This is a genomic window from Yersinia sp. 1652 StPb PI, assembly GCF_041538345.1.
Classification (GTDB): Bacteria; Pseudomonadota; Gammaproteobacteria; order Enterobacterales; family Enterobacteriaceae; genus Yersinia; species Yersinia enterocolitica_E.
Map to the genome: position 1 here is coordinate 1,280,773 of NZ_JAULSM010000001.1, position 24,846 is coordinate 1,305,618.

Below are 24,846 nucleotides of genomic sequence, written 5' to 3' on the forward strand. Positions count from 1 at the left end.
AATCTTCTGCTGAAGCAATCGCTGAGATAAGCACTTTACTGTGCAGTACACGAGGCAGTCATTGCCCCGTGTATGGCTCAATAGAAAAACTAAGTGATATCAATTACAACAAGCCGCCACCTTCAACATCAATCACGCTACCGGTCATAAAACTGTTTTCCAGCAATAACACAAAGGCACCCGCAATATCAACCGGTTGGCCGACTCGACCGACAGGTAGTGAGGCTGCCATTTTTGTAAACATAGCCTGTCGCTGCTCATTACTCATACTATTATAAGCTTCAGTCGCGGTTACGCCTGGGCTGATCACATTGACCCGTCGTGGGGCCAGTTCTTTGGCTAACTGCTTACCGATTGCTTCCAATGCAGCATTAATAGCTGTTTTGATGAACTGGCCGCTGACAAACTTACGTGACAACAAACCTGACGTCAGGGTTATCGAACCCTGTTCGTGCAGATAAGGTAACGCTGATTGTATCGCCCGCAGTGCTCCCCACAGTTTTACATCAAAATTTTCCTGAGCTTCGCTTAAAGAGGTGTCTGCCAAAGCGTGTGCTTGCACCGCAGGCCCGGCGGTAATAACCAAGTGATCAAAGGTTCCGACCTGTGCAAACAGACGCTTGAGTGATTCTGCATCAGTCATATCAGCAGATAAGCGCAACATAGCACTATCGTGATCGACAGATTGTGAGCCTGCCGAACGGCGCGAAACTAAGACGACTTTGGCACCTCGACTGATGGCGGCATAAGCCACGGCTGCGCCAATACCACTGTTGCCTCCAAGAATAACCAGTTTTTGTTGATTGAGTGGAGAACTGAATTGATGCTGAGATAACGTTGTGATGTCCATAATGAGTCCTGTATTTAAATAAGGGTTTCACTCTTCATCTATAGTCATCTATTGAAAGTTGTCTAACAATCGACTAAAAAGACAATCACCTGTAAAGGAAATTTACTAATGATCTCATTTAGTGATCTGGATGTTTTTGTTCGAACGGTTGATTGCGGTAGTTTGTCTGAGGCTGCTCGTCGGCTCAATATCACACCCGCAGCAGCCAGTATTGCGGTAAAACGCCTGGAGTCTCAATTGGGTGTGCGCTTGTTGGTCCGCTCAACCCGCAGTTTGCGCCTAACAGAAGCAGGGGCCAGCTATCTTGATAGTGCACGTATTGCGTTAGGGGCATTAGTTGAGGGAGAACAGGCAATTCAGAAAAAAATGACGGGCTTATCTGGAGTATTACAACTTTCAGCCCCTTCAGACTTTGGCCGTAACTTATTAGTCGATTGGCTGAATGATTTCAAACAACAACATCCGCATATTCAATTGCATTTGTTACTCAACGACCGCCACGCCGACCTTTTCCGCGAACCGGTAGATATTGCTTTGCGTTTCGGGGTGCCTACCGATTCCAGTTTGGTGGCATTGCCCGTTCTAACTCAACATCGGCGTATGTTATGTGCCAGCCCTGCCTATCTTGCCCGTTACGGCGTGCCGCAGACACCGGCTCAATTGGCCGACCATCATTCGGTGTTATATCAGCGCAATGGTCGACTTTATAACCAATGGCGGTTAATGCGACAGGGGGAAGAACAAGAGGTGACGATGTCCGGTGAATACGTCAGTGATGATGGTGAGATAGCGCGACGTTGGGCACTGGCGGGGTTGGGTATTGCCAATAAGGCTGCTATTGATGTAGTCGATGATATCCGGTCAGGGCGTTTGGTTCAGGTATTGCCAAGCTGGCAGGGCGAAGTCTTACCCTTAAATCTATTGTGCCCCCACCGCTCGCAGGTATCAGAGCGGGTCAGGGGTTTACAGACTTTTTTGCAACAACGATGCCGCGATTGGATGGGCGCTTACGGTGATTCCTGACCATTGTTGGATAAGCCCGCAGGGCCAATATCAGACAGTGGGGAGGATTCGGTCGTTTCAGTTTCATGTGGGGTGGTTGAACGGGTATAGATGTTCAACCCGGCGAGAAAAACGCCACCTAATGAACTCAGTGCCATTATCGCAATCAGGATAATGAGTGCTTTTCTTAGCATAATTTTTTCACTTTTTATCGAAACAGAGGGAATTATAATCTGTTCACTGAATGAAACAACCATGTTACATGGTTGATGCATTTATATTCTGGATAAAATAAACACGCCGGCGGTTGCAGCTTAACGAGGCTTAAACAGAAATTTCCCCAATGTGACCAATATTACCGCAGAAACAATCACGGCTAATGCACACCATTCAGTGGTTGATAAACTTTCACCGGCAAAGCCAATACCGAGCAACACCGCAACAACCGGGTTCACATAGGCATAACTGGTGGCGACCGCCGGGCGCACATTTTTTAGCAAGAACATATAAGCGCTAATGGCGAGCATTGAGCCGAAAACAATCAGGTAAAGTAACGAGAGAATGCCACCCATGGTCGGCATTTGTTCCAGTTGTTCACCACTTAGCGTACTGGCAAGCAACAACACCACACCTGCAACCAGCATCTGTGCGGCACCGGACATGGCACCACTGGGGAGCGCCAGCCGTGAAGCCCAGACCGAGCCAAATGCCCAACTGGCTGAGGCCAATAATATCAGCATTGCCCCCACCGGATTACCTAATAAGTTGCTACCAGTATTGAGCAAGATGATACCTACCAACCCGAGAGCAATCCCCGACCATTCCAGTTTTGTGTTACGCATCCCCCATAACATGCTGAAACACAAAGTGAATAGTGGAACAGTCGCCACCATAACGGCGGCAATCCCTGAGGGAACATGTTGATGTTCGGCGATGGTAACCAGCCCATTACCGATAGCCAATAATAAGATACCTATCGCACTGGCGCCCAGCCATTGGCGGAATGTGGGCAGGGCGTGACCACGAATGGCTAAAAAGCTGAACAGCAGTACACCCGCAATCAGGTAACGTAAGCCAGCCATCATCAATGGGGGCCAGCTCTCTACCCCGATACGTATGACCAGGTAAGTCGAACCCCAAACGAAGTATAAAGTGAAAAGTGAACCAACCAGCAACCACAGATTACGGCTATTTTGCTTAAGCATAATTATTCAATAATAAAGGGAGCGGTGAAACATCGAGGTATCAGTAAACATGAGAATAGCTGCCGTTAGCAAAGGTTTTTATCATTTTTTTACGTTTTAATTTTTCGTCTGAAATTTACGCAAAAACAGTGAGTTATTCTTGAATATAATAACTGATGAGTTAATAAACAACTGATAGTTTCGGTGCTTCCCATGCAAGCTAAGGTTGCTTCAGGCATGATGCATAAAATCCGATGCTTATATTGTTAATTATCAGATAAGGTGAATTACTTATGACATCAACAGCTTTGCCAATCACTCGCCGGTTTGATTTTCGAACACTAAATCCGGTGCGGAGATACGCCGGTTTGATGGTGCTATTTATTTTGCTTGCAATCCCGTTTGCCGATGCAGCGCAGAGTAATTCGCTAAACAGTGACTATGCTTTTTGGTCTGCCAGCGAATTGCAGCATAACCAGCAGAGTATTGCGCAAAACCAGGCGCCAAAGGAGACCATACGGGCTTACCAGCAGTTATTACAGCAGGCGGATAAAGCGCTGCAACGGCCAGATCAAAGTGTCACTGACAAGAGTATTGTGCCGCCCAGTGGTTCGAAACATGATTATCTCAGTCTTAGTGCCTACTGGTGGCCTGATAGCCAAAAAAGTGATGGGTTACCTTGGATGCGCAAAGATGGACAGATAAATCCGGCCAGTAAAAATGCGGATAGCGACGGGGTGCGTCTGGCTGATTTTACCGCTCAGGTACAGGCGTTGACGCTGGCCTGGTATTTTTCTGGCCAGCAGAAATATGCTGATAAAGCGATTAGCATGATTCGAACCTGGTTTATCAACCCGCAAACGCGCATGAACCCGAACCTCGATTATGCTCAGGGCGTGCCGGGTATTGCTGCGGGACGTGGCACCGGTGTTTTGGATGGGCGCTACTTTGCCACTCGTATTGTCGATTCACTGATTATGTTGCGGCAGAATAAACGTTGGACGGCGCAAGATGAAAAGCAGATGCAACAGTGGATGACGGAATACTTACACTGGCTACAGCACAGCCCGGCAGGTAAAAAAGAGGCGGCGGCGCAGAATAATCACGGTAGCTGGTACACAGTCCAGGTGGCTGGAATTGCCTGGTATTTGCAACAACCACAACGGGTTAGCGAGATGGCTGAATTATTGAAAACCAAACTGGATACTCAACTCGCTGCGGAAGGCTCGCAACCCCTGGAATTGGCGCGGACCCGTTCTTTTCATTACAGTTATTTCAGTTTGCAGGCGGCGACGTTGATGGCACAGTTGGCGGATAAAGTGCAAATCGACTTGTGGCGTTATCAAACACCTAATGGCAGTAGTTTGATTAAAGCGCTTGATTTTATGGCTCCTTATTCTGATGAACAGACAAAGTGGCCCTATCGCAGTCTTGATCACATGGGAGTGCGGTTGGTACCACTGATGGTTCAGGCAGATAAAGCGCTAGGCGAGAATCGCTATCAGCGGTGGATCAAACAAGCCGACTTTACTGTTATGCCGAGTAAGGAAGGGGCGAAGCGCAAAGGGGCGGTAACTGAAGCGCGGCGAGATACCTGGTTATTGGCCGTGACTACTCAGCAAAGTGAATAGTTAATTAGGGTATAAATAACAAAAAAAAGCCGGGAGTTATCCCGGCGTAATAACAGGTAATAAATTCACAATGAAGCATTCAAACAGTAAATTAATGAGGGTCATACTAAGGCGAAAAATTTAGAACTGATAAACCAAACCGACCGCAACAACGTTGTCAGTATTCAGTTTCAGTTTATTATCATCACTCAACTGGTTAATTTTATAATCAACATAGGTGGACATGTTTTTATTGAAGTAATAAGACGCACCGATATCAACATATTTAACCAGATCAGTATCACCGATCCCTTCGATATCTTTCCCTTTAGATTGAACATACGCCAGCGATGGTTTCAAACCGAAATCAAATAAATATTGTGCCACTAATTCTACGTTTTGAGTTTTATTAGCAAAACCACTTACACCAGTTGACACATTATTAATGGTTGCCGTACCTGAGATAGGGGTCATATTACGGGTTTCAGCATAGGTTGCGGCCAAATAAACACCGTTGTCATCATATTTCAGACCCGTTGTCCAGGCATCAGCTTTATCGCCTTTACCAAAGTTGCCGTTCTTCTGCGCCGTAGTTCGGTTAGAAGAAGCATATGCAGCAGCCACGCTCACGCCAGCACCAATTTCATAACTGGAAGACAAACCGAAACCGTCGCCATTTTGTTTGGTGGCATCTGCGCGGCCGTTATTGCTATCAGCTTCGCTGCCGTTTTTGCCTTGGTATTGTAGCGAGAATTTCAGCCCATCAACCAGACCGAAGAAATCAGTGTTGCGATAAGTAGCCACACCGGTAGTACGACCGGTCATGAAGTTATCGGTTCTGGTGTAGCTGTCGTTACCGAACTCAGGCAACATATCGGTCCAGGCTGCCACGTCATATAACACACCGTAGTTACGGCCATAATCGATTGAACCTAATTTGCCGTAACGTAAACCAGCAAAAGCTAAACGTGTTTTATTGTCTTTTGTTTCCTGGCTTTCTGCGTAGTTAGCGGCAATGTTATATTCCCACTGGCCATAACCGGACAGTTGGTCAGTAATTTGGGTGGCACCTTTAAAACCAAAACGCACGTAAGATTTATCGCCGTCACTTTTATTATTATCAGAAAAGTAATGCAGTGCTTTGACTTTTCCGTATAAATCAAGTTTATTACCGTCCTTGTTATAAATTTCTGCTGCATGTGACGTAGTGGCAACTAATAAAGCCGGTACCAGGATTGCCAGAAGATTACGTTTCATATTTTTGCCCTGTTTCTCTTATTTAAAAAGACGCGAGTAGAAGATTTTTTTGCTGTATTCAATATCTATCTGAATTCGGCCAGCGCAGAATTTTTACCGCATCTGTGTGATATATTTATGACAAATCATAAATAACTGCGACATTGCGTAAATTTCAGCACGCGGTGATTTGCCAGGTCAGAGGATTTCAGCTACTACGGCGGTGCTTTCGGGCTGACGCCAGCGTTGTGGTGTGGGACAATAGGGCAACACTCAGTTTAGATAAGATATGCATGGCGTTGTCCCCGGCAGTAAAAGAACAAATCAGTCAGTGGTATAAGGCTCTCCAGCAGCAGATCCCGGACTTTATCTCCCGGGCACCGCAGCGCCAGATGATCGCCGAAGTGGCGAAAACGCTGGCCGGTGATGCTGGCCGTCATTTGGCTATTGAGGCACCGACCGGTGTTGGCAAAACGCTGTCTTATCTGATCCCTGGCATTGCAGTCAGCCGAGCAGAAAGCAAACCACTGGTGGTGAGCACTGCTAATGTGGCGCTACAGGATCAGATTTACAGTAAAGACTTGCCGCTATTGAAGAAAATTATTCCCGATCTTAAATTTACCGGTGCTTTCGGGCGTGGGCGATATGTGTGTCCACGTAATCTGGCGGCTATGTGTACGGATGTTTCTGGCCAAGGGGATTTATCGCTGTTTCTCGGCGATGAATTGGCCCCCGCCAATGGTGAGGAACAAGCGACTTGTCTGACGCTGTCTAAGCTACTGAGCAGCCATGTCTGGGACGGGCTGCGTGACCATCATCAGTTGGCGCTTAGTGATAGCCTGTGGACTAAATTGAGTACCGATAAGGCTAATTGCCTTGGGCGTAACTGCCATTATTTTCGTGAGTGTCCGTTCTTTATTGCGCGCAAAGAAATCGAAAGTGCCGATGTTGTGGTCGCCAACCATGCATTAGTGATGGCTGCATTGGAAACTGAATCGGTGCTACCCAATCCGAAAGAATTACTGTTGGTATTGGATGAAGGCCACCATTTGCCTGATGTAGCGCGCGATGCGCTAGAAATTGAAGGTGAGATCACCGCGTTCTTTGCCAATATGCAGTTGGATATGATTGTGCGGCTGGTGGATCAATGCATGGTGCAATACCGGCCTAAAAATCCGCCTGGTTTAGCGAATCCAGAGCGCTTGAAAGACCATTGCGAGCAGTTGCGCGAGCTGATGTTGAGTGTGGAACAACAAGTCAGTCAGCTGCTTCCTGCCGATGCCAATCCGGCGGTGTACCGTTTTGAAATGGGTGAGTTACCGGGGAGTTTGACAGAAGATTGCGCCAAATTATTCAAGCTGACCGATGCTTTGCGCGGTTTGGTCGAATTTGTACTGAACGATTTGAGTGAGCAAACCGGTAAGCACGATATTGTGCGTCTGCATCGCGCCATCCTGCAAATGAGCCGTACACTGGGTTATCTGGAGGCCATGAGCAAACTTTGGCGGCTCGCGGCAATGGAAAAAGCCTCGAATGCGCCGATATCCAAATGGGTAACCCGTGATTATCGCGAGAATCAAACGCACCTCTATTTCCACTGTGTTGGCATCCGTGTCAGTGACCAGCTAGATAAAATGTTATGGCGTAAAGTCCCCCATGTGATTGTGACTTCAGCGACATTACGTTCACTCAACAGCTTTGCCCGCTTGCAGGAGCTCAGTGGCCTGAGTGAGAAGGCCGGCGACCGGTTTGAAACACTGTCCTCCCCGTTTAACCATATTGAACAGGGGAAGTTGATTATTCCCAAAATGCGCTTCGAGCCAACTATGGCCCATGAAGCTGAACATCTGGCTGAAATGGCACAATTTTTCCGTGCGCAGCAGGCCAGTGGGCGGCATAAAGGAATGTTGATTTTGTTCAGTAGTCATCGGGCGATGCAAACCTTTCTCAGCCATGTGACCGATCTGCGTTTGATGCTACTGGTGCAGGGGGACCAACCCCGTTACCGACTGGTGGAAGAGCACCGTAAGCGGGTCAATAACGGTACTGCCAGTGTATTGATTGGTCTGCAATCATTTGCTGAAGGGTTGGATTTGAAAGGTGAATTGTTGACCCAGGTTCATATTCACAAAATTTCGTTCCCACCGATTGATAGCCCGGTAATTCTCACTGAAGGGGAGTGGCTGAAGTCGTTAAAACGTTATCCGTTTGAAGTGCAAAGTTTGCCAAGTGCCTCGTTTAATCTGATCCAACAGGTTGGTCGTTTGATTCGTAGTAATCAATGCCACGGTGAGATCGTTATTTACGATCGGCGTTTATTGACTAAGGGTTATGGTTCACGATTGTTGGCGGCACTACCGGTCTTCCCAATTGAACAACCGGAGATGCCGGCGGGGGTGATTATTCCGCCTGCGGTAATAAAAGCCCCGGCGAAGGCGGCGGTAAAAAGAGGGCGGCGGAAACGGACTGTTTTATAAGCATGTTTTCTTTATTCATTAAAACGATATGTTTTCGCGAAGACCAAAACACTCTGTATTCTGTTGAGATAAAAGGCCGGCATCACCGGCCTTAACCTTTAGTTAAACAGTCGGAGTACGTGATCTAGAATTAATGAAGACAATGTAAAGTCTGGATCGGCGAAAGTAACCCCCTGAGCGCCCAAATGAGAGAACAGAGGCAATGTTAGTGCTGGTAGCACGCATAAAAGCAGCCCGTTAATACCACTGGCGATAAGTGCTCCACGGAACCCCCCCGTCGCATTGCCAAAAATAGCGGCTGCCCCGCCGGTAATAAAACTGGCCATAATGCCTGGTACGATAATGGGCAATCCAATAAATGGGAAGATAAGGATACAAACCAGCTCGACGGAAAAACTCATCAAAAATCCGATTAGTGTCGCATTAGGTGCTTTGGTAAATAGCACCATAACATCAACGGCAGGTACAGAGCCTGGTGCAAATACTCGCGCGAAGCCTTTAAAGGCAGGGACGATTTCAGCGGTAAATAAATTAACTCCAGCCTTAGCTAAATAGAGTCCGCATGTAAAAATAGCCGACTGCTCCAAGATGAAGATAATCACATTTTTATCAGCAGCACCGGCCCCATAAACCAATTTCATTGCATCTGTAATCTGCGGTTGTGTCGCAAAAATACAAGATATCAATAACAAAATTAACATGGTTAATAGTGTGGCAATATTGGGTTCGCGCAGGAAATCAAACTTATTACTGATTTTAATGTTTTCAGTGTCAGAGTTTTTATTACCGAACCATTTCCCCATGTAAGAGCCTATTACGTAAGAGGAAATTGCGGCATGGGAAATAGCATACTCATTTGAACCAATGATTTCACGACTGAATCGGCTAAGAATATAGGGTGATACGGCCATATAAAAACCAATAATAATAGTGGCGATAATAACTATTGGATAATGGCTGTAGCCCAGTTGCATAAGCACGGCAGTCAATGCAAAAGCCATAAATAAAACAAGGTGTAATGATAAATAGATAAATTTGAACCGGGTAAACCTTGCCAACAGAATGTTGAGTATCATAGAAAATAGCAGAATAAGTGCTGCTGTTGCACCAATTTTATCAATTGTTGCCGCCATGATAGCTTCATTACTGGGTACGACACCGACAATATTAAATGCACTGGAAAATAGTGTGCTGAATGCCGTAAGTACCTTCATTAAAATACTGCCACCGACTTTTATCATCGTAAACCCGATAAAAGAGAGGAAAGTACCGGTAATTAAACGAGAAACAGATGCTTTTTGAAAGAGTAAACCTAAAAATGCCACAATGGCAATTATTACTGCTGGTGTTTTTACTAAACTAAGCAATATATCCAACTTACCACCTCACCCCGAAGATATGCATATCGTAAAATATGTTTTTATTAACATTTTTATGACAAATGATGTTGTCACAAATAAAGTATCCCTTTAATGCTAAAAGTTATTCGAGCTGCGCATCACACAATTAAAACATAATTCCATTTTATGTGGAATGCTATTTTAATTTTGTTTTTATTGTGTTCTGAAGTTGTTGTGAAAATGCATATAAATACAGTGAAAACTGTTTTCATCTGAAATCTTTTTCTATGCGTATAAATCCAATGACTAAGATTATATAAGCCGCTGGTGAGCTGACTCTAGCAAGTCAAGCTTGGCAGTACCTCCGGTGTAAATTGCGGGTTATTGGTTAGCGGCAACGTTAACTGTTATCGACATGTTTAGCAGGCAGGGGTAAAGCAGAATGAAACAGCTAATGGCAGAGTTTATTGGCACTTTCTGGCTGGTGTTAGGCGGGTGTGGTAGCGCAGTATTGGCTGCAATGTTCCCGGTGGCGGGTATTGGATTTTTGGGGGTGGCATTGGCGTTTGGGCTGACTGTCGTCACGATGGCGTATGCACTGGGGCATGTCTCAGGTGCGCATTTTAACCCGGCAGTGTCACTCGGTTTATGGGTGGGTGGGCGTTTCTCTGGCGCACAATTACTGCCTTATATTGTGGCGCAAGTGCTGGGGGGGCTGGCCGGGGCCGCTATTTTGTATTTAATCGCCAGTGGCAAAGCCGGGTTTGATGTCAGTGCCGGGTTCGCCAGTAATGGTTTTGGTGTTCGCTCGCCGGGGGGATATAACTTACAAGCGGTACTGGTGGCTGAAGTGGTTCTTACCATGGGGTTTGTGATGGTTATCATGGGGGCGACCGATAAACCTTCTCATGCAATTGCAGCGCCGTTGGCTATTGGGCTATGTCTTACACTGATCCATTTAATCAGTATTCCAGTGGATAATACCTCGGTAAATCCCGCACGTAGTACCGCTGTAGCTATTTTTGCCGGTGGAATCGCATTGCAGCAATTATGGGTATTCTGGCTGGCCCCGTTGGTAGGCGGAGCCTTAGGTGGCGCTATTTATCGGGTATTATTTAGCCCACCGGAAGAGTTAAACAAACCACTGTAGTTTGCCTGTCACTGCCGCAAGTTGTTCTGGCAGTGGCGGGTTTCACCCGCTAGCCTACCATCAGTACCACTCCTCTCTATTAGCCGCGCAGTTCTAATTATTTCGGGTATCGCTATCACTATTAGTGATAAAGTTTCAGCAATAAGTTACCTGATTTATGTTTAACCGCGACGGACAGGGGAAATGCCGCACCATGGATTACAGTAAAATTATTAAAGAGATTGGGCGCGGTAAGAATCATGCGCGTGATCTGGACAAGCTTACCGCTTATGAACTGTATAAAGTCATGTTGGCAGGGCAGGTCCCCGAGTTGGAGCTAGGGGGGATCCTGATAGCCTTTCGTATTAAAGGTGAATCCGAACAGGAGATTCTGGGCTTTTATCAGGCGATGCAAGAACAGGTGATGCCACTACGCGCGCCAATGGATTATCCACTCCCCGTGGTGATCCCAAGTTATAATGGTGCGCGCAAACAGGCTAATCTGACCCCGTTATTGGCATTATTACTTTCACGTCTGGGGTTACCGGTGGTGGTACACGGCGTGACTGAGGACAGCAGCCGGGTAACCAGTGCCGAGATTTTCCAGCAACTGAATATTCCGTGGTCACTTGATGCCGCTGAAGCCCAACAACGGCTTGATAGCGGGTTGCCGGTATTTATCCCTGTATCAGCATTATCGACTCAATTAGACCAACAATTACAGTTACGCTGGCGGATGGGGGTTAGAAATAGCAGTCACACATTGGCGAAACTGGCAACACCGTTTATTCACGAGAATGCATTGCGTCTTGCCAGTGTTTCGCACCCAGAATATATGCAAAAAGTCGGCGGCTTCTTTCAGGCGATCGGCGCACCGGCACTGCTACAGCAAGGGACCGAAGGGGAGGTTTATGCTAACCCATCGCGTTGCCCACCAATTCATTACATCAATGGGGGGGAACAGCAAATTTTACTGGATCGCCAGTTAGAGCAGGGCGAACTGGTGTTACCCTCGTCGAAAGATGCCGCCATAACGGCCCGCTGGATTGAAGGTTGTTTGGCGGGTGAATGGCCTATTCCTGATGCTATCCAAAAACAGTTAGCATGTTGTCTGGTGGCAGTCGGGCGGGCTGATACCCTCGAGCATGCGCTGCAACAGATTGAGGCTATGTGAGTTTTTGCGCGAGCGACGGGGTAAAGTGGTATCAGAGAGTGGCACTGAACTAAGCCCATTTATTCTGAGTAAATCGTGGCGATAACATCAAATGAAGTCGCCTACCGATAGGATTCGCTGTTATTTTGATGGCAATACCCACCACCCGTTCTGCGGCAATTTATGCTATCTTACGCGCCAGAAAATGCCGATCAGAGAGCCAGACGATGGAAAACAAAAAAATATTCCCCAAAGAAAAAAGCGGATTGCATCCCCGAAATCGTCATCGCTCACGCTATGATTTTGATGCTCTTTCAGTAAGTTGCCCGGAGTTAGTTCCTTTTCTGGCAGCTACCGCCTATGGTGATATTTCTATCGATTTTGCCGATCCTCTGGCGGTCAAAATGCTCAACCGGGCATTGCTGAAGCATTTCTATGGTATTGAATATTGGGATATTCCAGCTGACTTTTTATGCCCACCGATCCCAGGTCGTGCTGACTATGTGCACCATCTGGCCGACTTATTGGCCAGTTGTAATGAAGGGGTTATCCCGCAGGGTAGAAATATTGCGCTGTTGGATATTGGCGTCGGTGCCAACTGTATTTATCCGATTATTGGTCAGCGGGAATACGGCTGGCGTTTTACCGGGACTGACATTGATCCGCAAGCACTCAGTGCGGCAAGAATGGTGGTGTCAATGAACCCGACGCTGAAAAACACCTTACGACTTAAACAGCAAAAAGACTCACAAGCTATTTTCGACGGTATTTTGGCGGTGAATGAACGTTACGATGCCACACTATGTAATCCGCCGTTCCATGCCTCCGCCGAAGAGGCCGCAGCAACCACGCGTCGCAAGTTGCACAAATTGGGTAAAAGTGAAGTTGCCGCTAAACCGGTGCAAAACTTTGGCGGGAAAAATAGCGAATTGTGGTGTGAAGGTGGAGAAGAAGGGTTCGTTAGTCGCATGGTGGCAGAGAGCGCAACTAAGGCGCAAAACTGCTTTTGGTTCACTTCATTGATCTCGAAGAAGACCACCTTACCGGCAATCTATCATGCCCTGCGCTATGCCAACGCCGTTGAGGTCCGTACCATTAATATGGCACAAGGGCAAAAAGTCAGCCGGTTTGTGGCATGGACGTTCCTGACGCCGGAGCAGCAGGTGGCGTGGAAAGCTGAACGTTGGTAATACCCTTCGTCCTTGACGCCGCAGGGGTGTTGGCTGCGCGCACTTACCCGAATCACTGACTTGAGTCAGCTCATCGGGGTGCGTTTACTGGCCGCCTACCTGCAACGTCAATGACTTTGGGTATGCTCTTCTTCGTCCTTGACGCCGCAGGGGTGTTGGCTGCGCGCACTTACCCGAATCACTGACTTGAGTCAGCTCATCGGGGTGCGTTTACTGGCCGCCTACCTGCAACGTCAATGACTTTGGGTATGCTCTTCTTCGTCCTTGACGCCGCAGGGGTGTTGGCTGCGCGCACTTACCCGAATCACTGACTTGAGTCAGCTCATCGGGGTGCGTTTACTGGCCGCCTACCTGCAACGTCAATGACTTTGGGTATGCTCTTCTTCGTCCTTGACGCCGCAGGGAGGTTGGTTGTGCACACTTACCCGAATCACTGACTTGAGTCTGTTATATCTATGGGCAATATTCAATTATAGGGATATTGCTCTATTTCCCATGGTTTTATTTCCCTCTCATTGCACTAACAGCAAACCCCCATATTTTCGTCTATGCTAATTAAGATAAATCTTAGTCAGGCGCTATAGCTGACAAATCTTGCTTATATTGTGATGATTTTTTCTTTTTGATTTTATTAACTCAGCTACCTCATCGTCCAGGGTGAAGAATAAAACTTACACCTGCCCTCTTTCACGGGGCAGGGGTTTTATTGTGCAAATAGGTTGATAGCCACATGACTTATTTTTTGCTTAATCATTCGCCATAAGGACTCAATTTATGTTGTTCAATTTCAGCTCATCTCAGGCATCCCCTCGTGCCGAACTGACATCGATTGATAGTGCTGTCCCGATGATTATTTTCAAGCCAGATGGTACGGTGAAACACGCTAATACATTATTTTTACAAGCAATGGGATACCAACAGGATGAGGTGGTCGGCAAACATCATAAACTGTTCTGTGACCCACAATATGTACTCACTGATGCCTACCGCCGCCACTGGCAACTGCTCAATGAAGGGCGACCGATTACCGATAATATTAAGCGTATCCGCAAGGATGGCAGCATTGTTTGGTTGCAGGGAACCTATACACCGGTACTCGATAGTAGTGGAAATGTGATTGAAATTATTAAGCTCGCCAGTGATGTGACCGAGCGTATTTTGCAATCTCAGGAACACCAGAGTTTGCTAAAAGCACTTAACCGTTCAATGGGGATGATCACTTTCACACCACAAGGCATTATTTTGGATGCCAACGAGAATCTGCTGAAGGTTATTGGTTATTCACTGGCAGATATTCAACATAAATCTCATCAGATACTCTGCACACCAGAATTTGCACATAGCGATGAGTACCATCAGCACTGGCAGCGGTTAGCCCATGGTGAGTTTATTATCGGCCGTTTTGAGCGTCTTAATAGACATGGCAAACGGGTATGGCTGGAGGCCAGTTATAACCCGATTATGGATAACGAGGGACAAGTGATTAAAGTGGTGAAGATTGCTCAGGATATTACACAATTGATGTTGCAGCAGGAGCATGAGGAGAACCTGATCCGCGATGTGCACCATTTATCATTAACCACCGACCGTTCGGCGTCACAAGGGGCTGAGATTGTTCAACAGGCGGTTCGTGGTATGCAAGAGGTTGAGTCTATTGCACGCGAAACCTCTGATGTGGTCAGTGATTTGGGCCGCTGCTCACAAGAGATTGGTACCATGGTGGAAGCGATTCGTAAAATATCGTCTCAAACGAATCTATTAGCGATCAATGCCTCGATTGAAGCGGCTCATGCCGGTGAGCATGGCAAGGGTTTCTCGGTGGTGGCAAGTGAGGTCCGAATATTGGCGGACCAGTCACGCAAGGCAGCGGCTGAAATCGAGCAGATGACAAAGAGCATACAGAATGGAGTGATGGCGGCTATCAAGGGTATGGGGACTTGTGTCGAACAAGCGGGGGGCGGGGTGACGCTGACCCGAGATGCCGGTGAGGTTATTAATCAGGTCAATATTGGGATGCAGGATGTGGTGAAACTCATGACCGCATTTGCTCAGGTCAAGAATCAACAAGCGCCGATATGATTGGCCTATCAGCATAAAAAATCTGGCGGGGATCATCAAGATGCCCGCCAGAGGTATTTTAGGGTAATGTCAGCCTGCGCATCAGGAAACGTGTTGGAGGAATTCCCGTAAACGTTCACTTGGCGGATTTGAGATAAGGCTATCCGGGTTGCCATCCTCAGCGACCCGACCTTTATCAATGAAGATAAGACGCGATGCCACTTTCTGGGCAAACCCCACTTCATGGGTGACGATGACCATGGTCATGCCTTCTTCGGCCAAGTCCTTCATTACCGTCAATACTTCGTGACGTAATTCTGGGTCCAGTGCCGAGGTCGGCTCATCAAACAACATCAACTTGGGTTTTACCGCCAGCGCCCGAGCGATAGCGACACGCTGCTGTTGGCCACCCGATAGCTCTGCGGGAAAATGATGCGCGCGTTCTTCCAATCCAACTTTGGTTAACAACGCCATAGCGAGTTTGTTGGCTGCCTCTTTAGAAGCACCACGAACGCGAATCGGACCAAAGGCGACGTTTTCCAAGGCCGTCAGGTGGGGGAACAGATAAAACTGTTGGAACACCATGCCAGCTTCCTGACGGATCAGGCGCTCATCGACTTTGGGATCATTGACATTCAGACCATCGACAATCAACTCACCACTGGTGATAACTTCCAGCTTATTGATACAACGCAGCAGGGTGGATTTACCCGAGCCGGAAGGGCCAATAATAACCACCACTTCACCCTTGGTGATATTCAAATTGATGTCGTGAAGCACTTGGGTTTTACCAAAGTGTTTAGAGACGTTTTTGAATTCAATCATATTATTTTCAGCTTTCTTTCTAACCGGCGCAGAACGAAGCTCAGAGCCAAGGTGATAATCAGGTAGATCACCGCCACCGCACTCCATATCTCCATGGCGCGGAAGTTGCCGGCAATAATTTCCTGACCCTGACGAGTCAGTTCTGCCACGCCAATCACGATAAACAGTGAGGTGTCTTTAATACTGACGATCCACTGGTTACCGAGTGGTGGCAGCATACGGCGCAGGGCCAAAGGGGCTATTACGTAACGCAAGGTATCGCGTTTGGATAAGCCGAGAGCCAGACCGGCCTCGCGGAACCCATTGTGGATTGACAGCACCGCACCACGGGTAATTTCTGCGATGTAAGCCCCTGAGTTAATAATAATTGTCACAACGGCTGCTGAGAAAGGATCGATGCGCACCGGCATCATCATCGGTAACGCAAAGTAGATAAACATCACCTGCACCACAATCGGCGTGCCACGGATCAGTTCAATAAAGACTAATGCGATATTTCTGCTCAGCCAACCGCCATAGGCGCGGGCAAACCCTGCTATAACCCCAATAATCAGGCCGCCAAGCAACCCCAGGACCGAGATCCATAGGGTTAACTTGGCGCCTTCAAGCAGGATTGGGATGGCGGGCCAAATAGCGCTCCATTCAAACTGCATGGATATTCTCCTGGTCTAAAAACGGCAAAAATGAATTACTTAGGTTCTACGCCGAACCATTTTTTATAGATTGCAGCGTAAGTGCCGTCTTCTTTCAGAGATTTCAGAGCAACGTTAACTTTGTCACGCAGGTCACTGCCTTGTGGGAATGCAACACCATATTGCTGGGCTTTGATAGATTCACCCACCGCTTTGAACTGGCCATTGCCGGCAGTTTTGATGAAGTAAAGGATGTTTGGCGTGTCATGCAAAACGGCATCAGCGCGGCCAGTACCTAACTCCAGATAGGCGTTATCGATATTCGGGAATTGGCGCAGGTCTTTGGTTTTGATGTTGGCTTTAGCATAATCGACAGAACCGGTGCCGCTTTTGACTGCCAACACTTTACCTTTCAGATCAGCTTCGCCTTTGATGTCATTGTTGTCAGCTTTTACCATCACCAGCAGGCCGCTGTTGTAGTAGCCATCAGAGAAATCAACGGCTTTTTTACGTTCGTCGGTAATAGTGATACCGGCTAGTGCCAGATCCACGTTCTTGGTTTGCAGTGCTGGAATGATACCGCTGAAATCCATTGGTTTCAGGGTGTATTTCAAATCCAGTTTCTTCGCGATGGCATCCCATAAGTCGATATCAAAACCGACATATTTATCCCCTTGTTTGAATTCAAAAGGGACGAACGCGGTGTCGGTAGCAACAATCAGTTCTTTTTCTGCGGCGTGGGAGCTAACAGCAAAGGCCAGCGTGAGCGCGGCCAATGAAACTTTGACAAATGACTTCATAAGTGGGAGTTCCTTTGTACTTTTGTGGATAGAGATCCGTTTTTTATATTTCAGATAGCAATATGAAAAGATCGTGCCAGAAATGCAAGTTATTTAAAAATAACGAAATTATTCTAAGTGATTAGCACGCAATTACTTAGCTGACACTATTTGCACCATCGTGACTCACCAAAATAGTGCGTTAATATCATTTTGGTGCAACTAATCCATTATTTACTTATTATTAACTAGTTCGTTAATAATGTACAATCGATAATCAACATCAATGTAACAATATTGTTAACTATCTCCGATTTTTGTTCGATAATGGTGCAATAAGGGGGATGAAGGGGGAGGGATTGCTATCTGAATTGGCTATCTTTACTGCCACGGCGGTTATATCCGGTATGGCTGGCCTGATGCTTGTCTAATTGATTCTGGCAGTTCAGGCAATATTTAACCCCCGCCAGAACTTTACGCCGTGCTTCTGGAATGGCTTGACCACATTCAAGGCAATATAGCTCACTTTCACCACTGCCAAGAGCCTGTCTTGCGCGTTGCACCGCATCTTCAACGGTGGAGTCAATTTGATCTTGTACTGCGCCGTCGCCGGCCCATCCACTTGCCATATGACCTCCGTGCGTAGGGCCGGATAACCGGCCCTGTACCCATCATCGTTAAAATTGCAGGTGTATTGGCTATTCTCATTACCCGGTCTATCTTCCTGCCATTTTACGATCTATTGGGTATCATACTGAGGATTACTCAATATTTGACTCGATAAACCACAGGAATTTATCCAGATCACGAGATGCGGCAGTAAACATATCAGCACTGTCTTCATCTTCTACTTCTGAAATTGCCTTACGAATATCATTAGCAACCACGGCGTAGCGGTCTGCCAGCGCTTTAAGATGTTCTTGCACGCTATGGATATTGGTTGGGTAACTTTTCAGCGGTGTTTTATCATTAATGACTTGTGTGGTCCCCAGTGCGACACCACCTAGTTGTACGGCGCGTTCTGCGAAGGTATCCAGGTGGTCAGTGAGGGCTGTGCGGAAGCCATCCAGCATTTCATGCACCGCGATAAAGTTGGCACCGCGCATATTCCAGTGAGCCTGTTTGGTCATCAGCGACAGATCAATAAACTGAATAACCATACGGTTTAATGCTTTCACGGTGTCAACTTTGACATGTTCTTCAACATCGTTGCGGGTGTAGAGCAGGTCGGAGGATTTTGTTTTTACCAATTTTGCTGTACTCATAATAGGTATCCCTTTATTGAGTTGATTACCAATTTCTTCACCGCAATAAGTATAACAAAGATATTTAAGTTTGTAGGGTAGATTCGGCCTATCAATTAAATAGTTGATAGTGGTGTTTATTTGTAAATGTAATTTATTGTTTCGTTTTAATAATATTATCATCGCGGTGTTTATGGCTAATTGAAAATAACTATTACTGTGATTTGTATGGTTTTTATGAGGTCAATATCCATTTGGGTGCTTTCAATAATATTTAATGTCACGGATGAGGCGAAGGTGTTATTAATTAATGGCTTGGCGAACATGAATAATATATATAATGCGATGAATAGTTCCGTACCGGAACGAATCAGCAGCTATGCCAGTCAATAAATTCAACCAACATACCCGGTATGACTACCGGGCGTGGGCAACAATAAACAAGCGGGGGAATGCCAACAAACGGCGGCCATCGGCCTGTTGCGGATAGGCCACATCAATGATTGCCAGATAGTCTTGCAAAAAATCCAATCGCATTGCTTCAGAGAGCGGTTCAAGAAAAGGCCGTAAACCTGTGGCTCGCAGCCAATCGACGATGGCTTGCGCTGAAGGCATCGGGTGGTAATAGGTAGTGCGCCAAATATCTACCCGCTCTGCATTGGGGGCCAGTAAGTCATAATACTGATTGGCTGACAGAACCTTCGCCCGTATTGCCCCCGCCTCTTGTAGTGCTTGCTGCCATGGACCGTTTTCTGCAACTTCACGCATAGCTCGATGGCTGGGTTCCTCCAGATTATCTGGCATCTGGACCGCAAGTATGCCGTGGGTAGCCAACCTGGAGAACAAATAGGGAAAGAGTTGCTGATGATCGGTTAGCCACTGTAACGATGCGTTAGCATAAATAAGATCTTGTGGCTCAGCGGGTTGCCACTGGCGAATATCTGCTTCAAGAAATGCACATGCCGGCAGGCGCTGTTGCGCACTGGCCAACATCGCCACCGAGTTATCAATCCCAACCAGCTGCGCCTGCGGAAAACGCTGGTGCAGCAATTGGGTAGAGTTGCCTGGCCCACAACCTAAATCACTGATGCGCTGTGGCTGGGTAGTGCTGATATGTGCGAGCAAATCACCGGCAGGGCGGGTACGTTCTGCTTCAAATTGGCGGTATAAATCAGGATCCCAGTCTTGCATGCATAACCTCCGGTAGAAAAAGATCAGTAATGCGGATAAGTGATAGCCGCTAACGCGTGCATATTTATCTATTATAGATTCTGCAATGGCCCGCTAAACAGCACCGCACCGGTTGGCTGGCCAGTGGGCGAACCGCCGTGAGGCTCCAGACTGATTGCTAATAATGAATTGGCCATTAACGGGTTTTCAGTCAGAGTCAGTTGTGTCGGCCCATGGGTATTGAGTAACCCCAGAGAGTGTGGTTTTTCACCCGCCGGAATACTCCATAATTCAAGGCTATTACGCTCACTGACTACCACGGGGTTAAGGGGAGTTAATGTCAGGCTACGAGTCGATTTCTCCAGACTGACCACCCATTGACCACTTTGCTGGCTATTGGAGAGCACGGCCACCGGGACGGCTGTTGGTGGCTCTACCAATAAACGTGGGATAACCAGGACTGCGGCCAGTGCGGCGGCGACAGCCCAACCCAAATAAGACCAACGATTACGTTTGATATGGCGCAGATTGATTGGTGGTAACTCTAACTCCAGCCGCTTCCATACGCGTTCAGGGGGCTCCAGCGGGGCCAATTGATTATCCAGTTGGGTAAACAGACGCTGCCAACTGGCAACATCTGCCGCCAACTGTGGGTCACGACGGAATCGGCGTTCAAAACGCAGCCGGGCAAGTCCGCGCAGGGTTCCCAGCGCATATTCAGCGGCCAATGCTGAGTCATATTCGCGTCTGTTTTTCATAAGCCTACGCAGCCCTTCAAGTGATCGAGTGCACGACGTATCCAGCTTTTTATCGTACCCAGTGGTTGTTGTAGATGAGTAGAGATCTCCCCATGAGAAAGCCCCTGATAATAAGCCAACATAATACTTTGTCGTTGCTCAACCGGTAGATGTGCCAAACAGTCTGCCAATTGTTTAGCTTCACTGTCTTGCTGCAATTGAGCCAGAGGCGTCAGTGTGTCATCGGTCAAATAATCGGTTTGATCATCGTTCAACGTTTGCAGACGATTATCACTGCCGCGCATCAAATCGATGGCCCGATTACGTACAATATGGGTCAACCAGGTCAATGGGGCACTGAGTTGCGCATTGTAATTATCGGCCCGATGCCAGACGGTGAGAAAACAGTCGTGCAAAACCTCCTCTGCCCGAGCAGGGTTGCGCAGCATTCTTAAGGCGACCGCGAAGAGTCTGGGGGAAGTGAGCCGGTATAGTTTTTCAAACGCGGACTGATCACCTTGAGCAATGGCATCGATCAGCCCGATTTGTTGTTCCAGTGAGTATTCATTCATGCGCCAATCCCTAAAAAAGCCGTCAGGTGCAGTGAGACACTGCACCCAGTATAGACGGGTTTTATTTAGGCATCAGAACAGTATCAATCACATCGATCACGCCATTTTTCTGTTGTACATCATAGGTGCTGATATTAGCGATGTTCCCTTTTCCATCTTTAAGCTGAATGTTATGTGGCCCGTTGTTCATAATCCACAGTGATTGGCCATTGACAGTTTTCAGCTCGGCAGTACCCCCTGCGGCTTTAATTTTACTTTCTAACTGTTTCATATCGTAGTTCCCGGCCACCACGTGATAGGTCAAGATTTGGGTGAGCATGGCTTTATTTTCTGGTTTGACCAGACTTTCAACTGTACCGGCGGGCAATTTTGCAAACGCGGCATTGGTGGGCGCGAACAGGGTAAATGGCCCGGGGCCTTGCAGGGTATCAACCAACCCCGCAGCTTTAACCGCAGCGACTAAGGTCGTGTGATCTTTGGAGTTAACCGCATTCTCGATAATATTTTTACTCGGCAACATCGAAGCACCACCTACCATAACAGTTTCGGACATCATGGCGGCCATAGAGACAGTACTGAACAGTAAGGAAGCACAGATAGCAGTACGAAGAAGCGTTTTCATAATGTATTCCTTTTAGGAGGGTTGAGGTGAAGTCTTGCCTCACATCTACCTATACGAATCAGCCTGGTGTTTTGGATGCAAAAAAAGGGAAAATAATTAATAAAAAACGCCAACCCGTGTAGTGCTGGGCTGGCGTTTGATAAATAACAATAGGATAGAAGGTGAGAGAGCTGAACTAGCCAGCACCCTTCAGGCAATTTGATCCAGTTGTGGCTTGGGTTTGATAGTCAGTGTGGCCCCGATAGAGGCACTGATAATTGATGCCAGAGCCAACCATTGAACCCATGTCAGATGTTCATTTAAGAATACCAACCCTGAAATGGCCGCCAGTGCTGGCTCCAGACTCATTAAGGTGCCAAATGTGCGCGTAGGGAGCCGGGTCAGTGCGACCATTTCCAGTGAGTAGGGCAATGCCGTCGACAAAATAGCGACAGCCAGAGCAACGGGGAGAATGGCGGGATCGAACAGGGCAAGGCCGTTATATGCTACGCCAATTGGGCAAAATACCAGTGCTGCGATCAGAGAACCCACCGCGACAGTCCCAGGACCGTGATCACCGCCGGCTTTCTGCCCTGAAATAATATACAGCGCCCAACAGGCTCCCGCACCCAAGGCACAAGCCGCGCCAAATAAATCAATGGTACCAATGTTATGTCCCAGCGGTAATAAGAACCATAGCCCCAGAACGGCCAACCCTACCCAGATAAAGTCCACCGGGCGGCGAGAAGAGAACATGGCAACCGCCAACGGGCCGGTGAACTCCAATGCGACGGCAATACCCAATGGCACCGTTTTTAGTGACAGGTAAAACAAAAAGTTCATTCCACCTAATGTCACACCATAAATAAGCAAGGGTAAGCGGCTGCCTGAGGTGAATCGCATTCGCCAAGGTTTAAAGATGACAAACAAAATAAGTGTGCCGATACCGAGCCGCAGCGAGGTTATTCCTTGCGCGCCAACCAGTGGGAACAAACTTTTCGCCAACGATGCACCACTCTGGATGGAGATCATGGCAATCACCAGCAACAGAATAGGGACTAAGGGGAGTGAATGTTTGGATGAAGGAGACAAAGACATCCTGTTAAGCCTCAAAGAAAATTATTAGGTAACTATCTTTGCCAGTGTAAATGAAATGTCAGCCAAGTGTTTGAAAATCACCAAAGGAGCGAAAAAAGAAACGGAAAGCAGTGAAAGAAATAATAAATTTTCAGCATTGCGGTTTTTTAACGCTATTTCTGCTGGTTATTTAAGCGCTAAAACTAAGAATAGTCTGGAATGGCTTTTGGTGATGGGAGTCACAAAAAGGTGTAGAATGGCGGAAATTCGTAAGCGTATTAGTAAGATGGAAGATTCTTGAAACCCTTTGTTACACCAAATAAATGATTAGACAATCATATGTAGGCAGAGTTTCCTACTATTTATTGTTATAATTTCATGGTGTTCTTGTTTCATCTAAAAATTTGCGTCTTTCGAGGTGGTTATGAATAAAATTGCATGTCTTTCAGCAGTAGCAGCTTGTGTATTAGCAGTGACCGCAGGTTCAGCCTTTGCCGGTCAAAGCACCGTTTCTGGTGGTTATGCCCAGAGCGATTATCAAGGTGTTGCTAACAAATCTTCAGGTTTCAACCTGAAATACCGTTACGAGTGGAGTGATTCTCAACTGGGTTACATCACCTCTTTCACTCACACTGAAAAAAGCAGCTTCGGTGACAGCGCGTCGGTATACAACAAAGCACAATACAATGCTATCACCGGTGGCCCAGCTTACCGTATCAACGATTGGGCTAGCGTTTATGGCCTGGTAGGTGTGGGTTATGGTCGTTTCAGCCAGAACTACCCAACTTCTGCTAGCGATAAAAGCAGCACCAGCGATTACGGCTTTACTTACGGCGCAGGTATGCAGTTCAACCCAATGCAAAATGTTGCCCTGGACGTTTCTTACGAACAGAGCCGCATCCGCAACGTTGATGTTGGTACTTGGGTTGCTGGCGTAGGTTACACTTTCTAAGCGACTGCTTAGAATAGTTAGCACTCATCTTTCACGGTATTATGCTGTGTCTGATAAAAATCCGCTTTCGGGCGGATTTTTTTCGCCTGTCATATGATGCAGAGGTGAGGCTGACGTATGATAACTATTTAACCGCATTTACGGCATCGACAATCAGCGCGATTATCTGCTGTGGATGAGAGAGTATCGAGGCGTGGCTGGAGGGTAACTCAATCACCTTTTGGGCCTGAATTCGAGCAGCAAAACCGCGTTGTGTTTCGACCGGCAGCATTCTGTCTTCCGTTGAAACCTGATACCAGCAAGGTTTGACCCGCCAGGCAGGCTGAGCAGACTTATCAGTAAAAGCGCGAGTTGCTAAGGGTTTTTGCACCATAGACATCACCAGTGCTTCATTCTCATCAATGTCCTGACACATATTTTCGTGGAACTGGTCAGTGTCAATCCATAGAAATCCATTATCATCCGGGCGAATATAAGCGGCGCTAACAGGTGGTTCACGCAGTGCAAAAGTACTGGATAAGCTCTCTCCCGCATCGGGAGCAAAAGCGGCGAGATAGACCATACCGACCACATTTTGTAGATGCCCGACTTGTGTAATGACCATGCCACCATAAGAGTGGCCCACTAATAGGGTAGGGCCATATAAGGCGGTAGTTAGCTTAATGGTCCGCTCCACGTCATCTGCTAATGATGTCAGCGGATTTTGTATTGCAATGACCCGGTGCCCCATCTGGTGCAGGGCTGGGATAATATAGCGCCACTGTGAGCCATCAGCCCATGCGCCATGGACCAATACAATATTAAGTTTTGTCGCCATATTTCCCCCTGAACGGGTATTAGCCCAAGCGGTGCATAATATCGTTATGCAGAAATAGCATTCTTGACGAATAACAACTTCTACTCATATACCTGCAATAATGAAAAATCTTGTTTATAGCCAGATGTTATTAAAATTAAACAAATCTGTTATTAGGTTTAAAGTATAAAACGCTGGGCGCTGATGGCTTTAGGATAAGGATGAAAATGAA

At 47.1% G+C, this 24,846-nt stretch carries 25 protein-coding genes; 9 read left to right on the plus strand and 16 right to left on the minus strand.

Going from position 1 to position 24,846, the window contains the following annotated elements; genetic code table 11:
* Positions 1 to 103 precede the first annotated feature (103 nt).
* On the minus strand, positions 104 to 850 hold the full coding sequence (locus Q2T71_RS05845) for an SDR family oxidoreductase (RefSeq protein WP_372558409.1): 747 nt from the start codon (positions 848 to 850) through the stop codon (positions 104 to 106).
* Positions 851 to 958: 108 nt separating this feature from the next.
* On the opposite strand from Q2T71_RS05845, the gene Q2T71_RS05850 reads away from it, so the two are divergent.
* Positions 959 to 1,873: a LysR family transcriptional regulator gene (locus Q2T71_RS05850; RefSeq protein WP_372558410.1), complete on the plus strand. Its 915-nt coding sequence runs from the start codon at positions 959 to 961 to the stop codon at positions 1,871 to 1,873.
* On the opposite strand, the gene Q2T71_RS05855 is transcribed toward Q2T71_RS05850, so the two are convergent.
* Complete coding sequence (locus tag Q2T71_RS05855) at positions 1,858 to 2,046, minus strand: hypothetical protein (protein ID WP_032815427.1); 189 nt, start codon at positions 2,044 to 2,046, stop codon at positions 1,858 to 1,860. The genes Q2T71_RS05850 and Q2T71_RS05855 overlap by 16 nt on opposite strands.
* A 120-nt stretch (positions 2,047 to 2,166) precedes the next feature.
* A complete protein-coding gene (gene yedA, locus Q2T71_RS05860; RefSeq protein WP_083159458.1) occupies positions 2,167 to 3,057 on the minus strand; it encodes a drug/metabolite exporter YedA in 891 nt (296 codons plus the stop codon).
* Positions 3,058 to 3,329: 272 nt separating this feature from the next.
* Between yedA and Q2T71_RS05865 the strand changes: the two genes are divergently transcribed.
* A complete protein-coding gene (locus tag Q2T71_RS05865; RefSeq protein ID WP_372558411.1) occupies positions 3,330 to 4,667 on the plus strand; it encodes an alginate lyase family protein in 1,338 nt (445 codons plus the stop codon).
* Positions 4,668 to 4,787: 120 nt separating this feature from the next.
* Here the strand turns inward: Q2T71_RS05865 and ompF2 are convergent, their stop codons facing one another.
* Complete coding sequence (ompF2, locus tag Q2T71_RS05870; protein WP_372558412.1) at positions 4,788 to 5,903, minus strand: porin OmpF2; 1,116 nt, start codon at positions 5,901 to 5,903, stop codon at positions 4,788 to 4,790.
* 272 nt (positions 5,904 to 6,175) lie between these two features.
* Here ompF2 and dinG point away from each other — a divergent pair, with 272 nt between their 5' ends.
* Positions 6,176 to 8,359, plus strand: a complete 2,184-nt coding sequence (gene dinG / locus Q2T71_RS05875) for an ATP-dependent DNA helicase DinG (RefSeq protein ID WP_372558413.1) — start codon at positions 6,176 to 6,178, stop codon at positions 8,357 to 8,359.
* 98 nt (positions 8,360 to 8,457) lie between these two features.
* On the opposite strand, the gene Q2T71_RS05880 is transcribed toward dinG, so the two are convergent.
* Positions 8,458 to 9,735, minus strand: coding sequence for a PTS ascorbate transporter subunit IIC (locus Q2T71_RS05880; RefSeq protein ID WP_083159450.1), 1,278 nt, complete (start codon positions 9,733 to 9,735; stop codon positions 8,458 to 8,460).
* A 406-nt stretch (positions 9,736 to 10,141) separates the two neighbouring features.
* On the opposite strand from Q2T71_RS05880, the gene aqpZ reads away from it, so the two are divergent.
* The 4 genes from aqpZ to Q2T71_RS05900 all read left to right on the plus strand — a co-directional run bounded on the left by aqpZ (position 10,142) and on the right by Q2T71_RS05900 (position 15,250).
* On the plus strand, positions 10,142 to 10,849 hold the full coding sequence (gene aqpZ, locus Q2T71_RS05885; protein ID WP_372558415.1) for an aquaporin Z: 708 nt from the start codon (positions 10,142 to 10,144) through the stop codon (positions 10,847 to 10,849).
* A 193-nt stretch (positions 10,850 to 11,042) separates the two neighbouring features.
* On the plus strand, positions 11,043 to 12,002 hold the full coding sequence (ybiB, locus tag Q2T71_RS05890; RefSeq protein ID WP_372558416.1) for a DNA-binding protein YbiB: 960 nt from the start codon (positions 11,043 to 11,045) through the stop codon (positions 12,000 to 12,002).
* A gap of 206 nt (positions 12,003 to 12,208) precedes the next feature.
* Entirely contained in the window at positions 12,209 to 13,171 is a 963-nt protein-coding gene (gene rlmF, locus Q2T71_RS05895) for a 23S rRNA (adenine(1618)-N(6))-methyltransferase RlmF (protein ID WP_372559851.1), read from the plus strand.
* A gap of 774 nt (positions 13,172 to 13,945) precedes the next feature.
* Positions 13,946 to 15,250: a PAS domain S-box protein gene (locus tag Q2T71_RS05900; protein ID WP_372558417.1), complete on the plus strand. Its 1,305-nt coding sequence runs from the start codon at positions 13,946 to 13,948 to the stop codon at positions 15,248 to 15,250.
* 81 nt (positions 15,251 to 15,331) lie between these two features.
* Here Q2T71_RS05900 and glnQ read toward each other — a convergent pair whose 3' ends face one another.
* The 10 genes from glnQ to rhtA form a co-directional block, all read right to left on the minus strand.
* A complete protein-coding gene (gene glnQ, locus Q2T71_RS05905; RefSeq protein WP_372558418.1) occupies positions 15,332 to 16,054 on the minus strand; it encodes a glutamine ABC transporter ATP-binding protein GlnQ in 723 nt (240 codons plus the stop codon).
* Positions 16,051 to 16,707 carry a glutamine ABC transporter permease GlnP gene (gene glnP, locus Q2T71_RS05910; protein ID WP_004709093.1) on the minus strand — a complete coding sequence of 219 codons (657 nt, stop codon included), beginning with the start codon at positions 16,705 to 16,707 and terminating at the stop codon, positions 16,051 to 16,053. The genes glnQ and glnP overlap by 4 nt, the downstream gene beginning before the upstream one ends.
* A gap of 35 nt (positions 16,708 to 16,742) precedes the next feature.
* Positions 16,743 to 17,486: a glutamine ABC transporter substrate-binding protein GlnH gene (glnH, locus tag Q2T71_RS05915; protein WP_372558419.1), complete on the minus strand. Its 744-nt coding sequence runs from the start codon at positions 17,484 to 17,486 to the stop codon at positions 16,743 to 16,745.
* A 341-nt stretch (positions 17,487 to 17,827) separates the two neighbouring features.
* Positions 17,828 to 18,094, minus strand: coding sequence for a DksA/TraR family C4-type zinc finger protein (locus Q2T71_RS05920; RefSeq protein WP_372558420.1), 267 nt, complete (start codon positions 18,092 to 18,094; stop codon positions 17,828 to 17,830).
* Between the two features lie 132 nt (positions 18,095 to 18,226).
* Positions 18,227 to 18,730, minus strand: a complete 504-nt coding sequence (dps, locus tag Q2T71_RS05925; protein WP_372558421.1) for a DNA starvation/stationary phase protection protein Dps — start codon at positions 18,728 to 18,730, stop codon at positions 18,227 to 18,229.
* Between the two features lie 396 nt (positions 18,731 to 19,126).
* A complete protein-coding gene (gene tam, locus Q2T71_RS05930) occupies positions 19,127 to 19,900 on the minus strand; it encodes a trans-aconitate 2-methyltransferase (protein ID WP_372558422.1) in 774 nt (257 codons plus the stop codon).
* A 71-nt stretch (positions 19,901 to 19,971) separates the two neighbouring features.
* Entirely contained in the window at positions 19,972 to 20,637 is a 666-nt protein-coding gene (locus Q2T71_RS05935) for an anti-sigma factor domain-containing protein (protein WP_372558423.1), read from the minus strand.
* Entirely contained in the window at positions 20,634 to 21,188 is a 555-nt protein-coding gene (locus tag Q2T71_RS05940) for a sigma-70 family RNA polymerase sigma factor (protein ID WP_083159432.1), read from the minus strand. The genes Q2T71_RS05935 and Q2T71_RS05940 overlap by 4 nt, the downstream gene beginning before the upstream one ends.
* A 61-nt stretch (positions 21,189 to 21,249) precedes the next feature.
* On the minus strand, positions 21,250 to 21,810 hold the full coding sequence (locus Q2T71_RS05945) for a fasciclin domain-containing protein (RefSeq protein WP_372558424.1): 561 nt from the start codon (positions 21,808 to 21,810) through the stop codon (positions 21,250 to 21,252).
* A gap of 189 nt (positions 21,811 to 21,999) precedes the next feature.
* Complete coding sequence (rhtA, locus tag Q2T71_RS05950) at positions 22,000 to 22,887, minus strand: threonine/homoserine exporter RhtA (RefSeq protein ID WP_083159428.1); 888 nt, start codon at positions 22,885 to 22,887, stop codon at positions 22,000 to 22,002.
* Positions 22,888 to 22,957: 70 nt separating this feature from the next.
* Here rhtA and Q2T71_RS05955 point away from each other — a divergent pair, with 70 nt between their 5' ends.
* Together Q2T71_RS05955 and ompX are read left to right on the plus strand one after the other, a co-directional pair.
* Positions 22,958 to 23,167, plus strand: a complete 210-nt coding sequence (locus tag Q2T71_RS05955; protein ID WP_227746547.1) for a hypothetical protein — start codon at positions 22,958 to 22,960, stop codon at positions 23,165 to 23,167.
* 123 nt (positions 23,168 to 23,290) lie between these two features.
* Entirely contained in the window at positions 23,291 to 23,818 is a 528-nt protein-coding gene (ompX, locus tag Q2T71_RS05960; RefSeq protein ID WP_372558425.1) for an outer membrane protein OmpX, read from the plus strand.
* 124 nt (positions 23,819 to 23,942) lie between these two features.
* On the opposite strand, the gene Q2T71_RS05965 is transcribed toward ompX, so the two are convergent.
* The gene (locus Q2T71_RS05965; RefSeq protein ID WP_372558426.1) at positions 23,943 to 24,635 is read right to left on the minus strand and encodes an alpha/beta fold hydrolase; all 693 of its coding nucleotides are present in this window, start codon (positions 24,633 to 24,635) and stop codon (positions 23,943 to 23,945) included.
* Between the last annotated feature and the right edge of the window lie 211 nt (positions 24,636 to 24,846).

Coding starts and splice junctions, on each gene's coding strand:
- glnQ (WP_372558418.1), bottom strand. CDS start 16,054: ATGATTGAATTCAAAAACGTCTCTAAACACTTTGGTAAAACCCAAGTG.
- ompF2 (WP_372558412.1), bottom strand. CDS start 5,903: ATGAAACGTAATCTTCTGGCAATCCTGGTACCGGCTTTATTAGTTGCC.
- ompX (WP_372558425.1), top strand. CDS start 23,291: ATGAATAAAATTGCATGTCTTTCAGCAGTAGCAGCTTGTGTATTAGCA.
- Q2T71_RS05920 (WP_372558420.1), bottom strand. CDS start 18,094: ATGGCAAGTGGATGGGCCGGCGACGGCGCAGTACAAGATCAAATTGAC.
- yedA (WP_083159458.1), bottom strand. CDS start 3,057: ATGCTTAAGCAAAATAGCCGTAATCTGTGGTTGCTGGTTGGTTCACTT.
- glnP (WP_004709093.1), bottom strand. CDS start 16,707: ATGCAGTTTGAATGGAGCGCTATTTGGCCCGCCATCCCAATCCTGCTT.
- Q2T71_RS05845 (WP_372558409.1), bottom strand. CDS start 850: ATGGACATCACAACGTTATCTCAGCATCAATTCAGTTCTCCACTCAAT.
- ybiB (WP_372558416.1), top strand. CDS start 11,043: ATGGATTACAGTAAAATTATTAAAGAGATTGGGCGCGGTAAGAATCAT.
- Q2T71_RS05865 (WP_372558411.1), top strand. CDS start 3,330: ATGACATCAACAGCTTTGCCAATCACTCGCCGGTTTGATTTTCGAACA.
- Q2T71_RS05965 (WP_372558426.1), bottom strand. CDS start 24,635: ATGGCGACAAAACTTAATATTGTATTGGTCCATGGCGCATGGGCTGAT.
- aqpZ (WP_372558415.1), top strand. CDS start 10,142: ATGAAACAGCTAATGGCAGAGTTTATTGGCACTTTCTGGCTGGTGTTA.
- Q2T71_RS05945 (WP_372558424.1), bottom strand. CDS start 21,810: ATGAAAACGCTTCTTCGTACTGCTATCTGTGCTTCCTTACTGTTCAGT.
- dps (WP_372558421.1), bottom strand. CDS start 18,730: ATGAGTACAGCAAAATTGGTAAAAACAAAATCCTCCGACCTGCTCTAC.
- Q2T71_RS05940 (WP_083159432.1), bottom strand. CDS start 21,188: ATGAATGAATACTCACTGGAACAACAAATCGGGCTGATCGATGCCATT.
- Q2T71_RS05900 (WP_372558417.1), top strand. CDS start 13,946: ATGTTGTTCAATTTCAGCTCATCTCAGGCATCCCCTCGTGCCGAACTG.
- Q2T71_RS05850 (WP_372558410.1), top strand. CDS start 959: ATGATCTCATTTAGTGATCTGGATGTTTTTGTTCGAACGGTTGATTGC.
- rhtA (WP_083159428.1), bottom strand. CDS start 22,887: ATGTCTTTGTCTCCTTCATCCAAACATTCACTCCCCTTAGTCCCTATT.
- Q2T71_RS05855 (WP_032815427.1), bottom strand. CDS start 2,046: ATGCTAAGAAAAGCACTCATTATCCTGATTGCGATAATGGCACTGAGT.
- rlmF (WP_372559851.1), top strand. CDS start 12,209: ATGGAAAACAAAAAAATATTCCCCAAAGAAAAAAGCGGATTGCATCCC.
- tam (WP_372558422.1), bottom strand. CDS start 19,900: ATGCAAGACTGGGATCCTGATTTATACCGCCAATTTGAAGCAGAACGT.
- dinG (WP_372558413.1), top strand. CDS start 6,176: ATGGCGTTGTCCCCGGCAGTAAAAGAACAAATCAGTCAGTGGTATAAG.
- Q2T71_RS05935 (WP_372558423.1), bottom strand. CDS start 20,637: ATGAAAAACAGACGCGAATATGACTCAGCATTGGCCGCTGAATATGCG.
- glnH (WP_372558419.1), bottom strand. CDS start 17,486: ATGAAGTCATTTGTCAAAGTTTCATTGGCCGCGCTCACGCTGGCCTTT.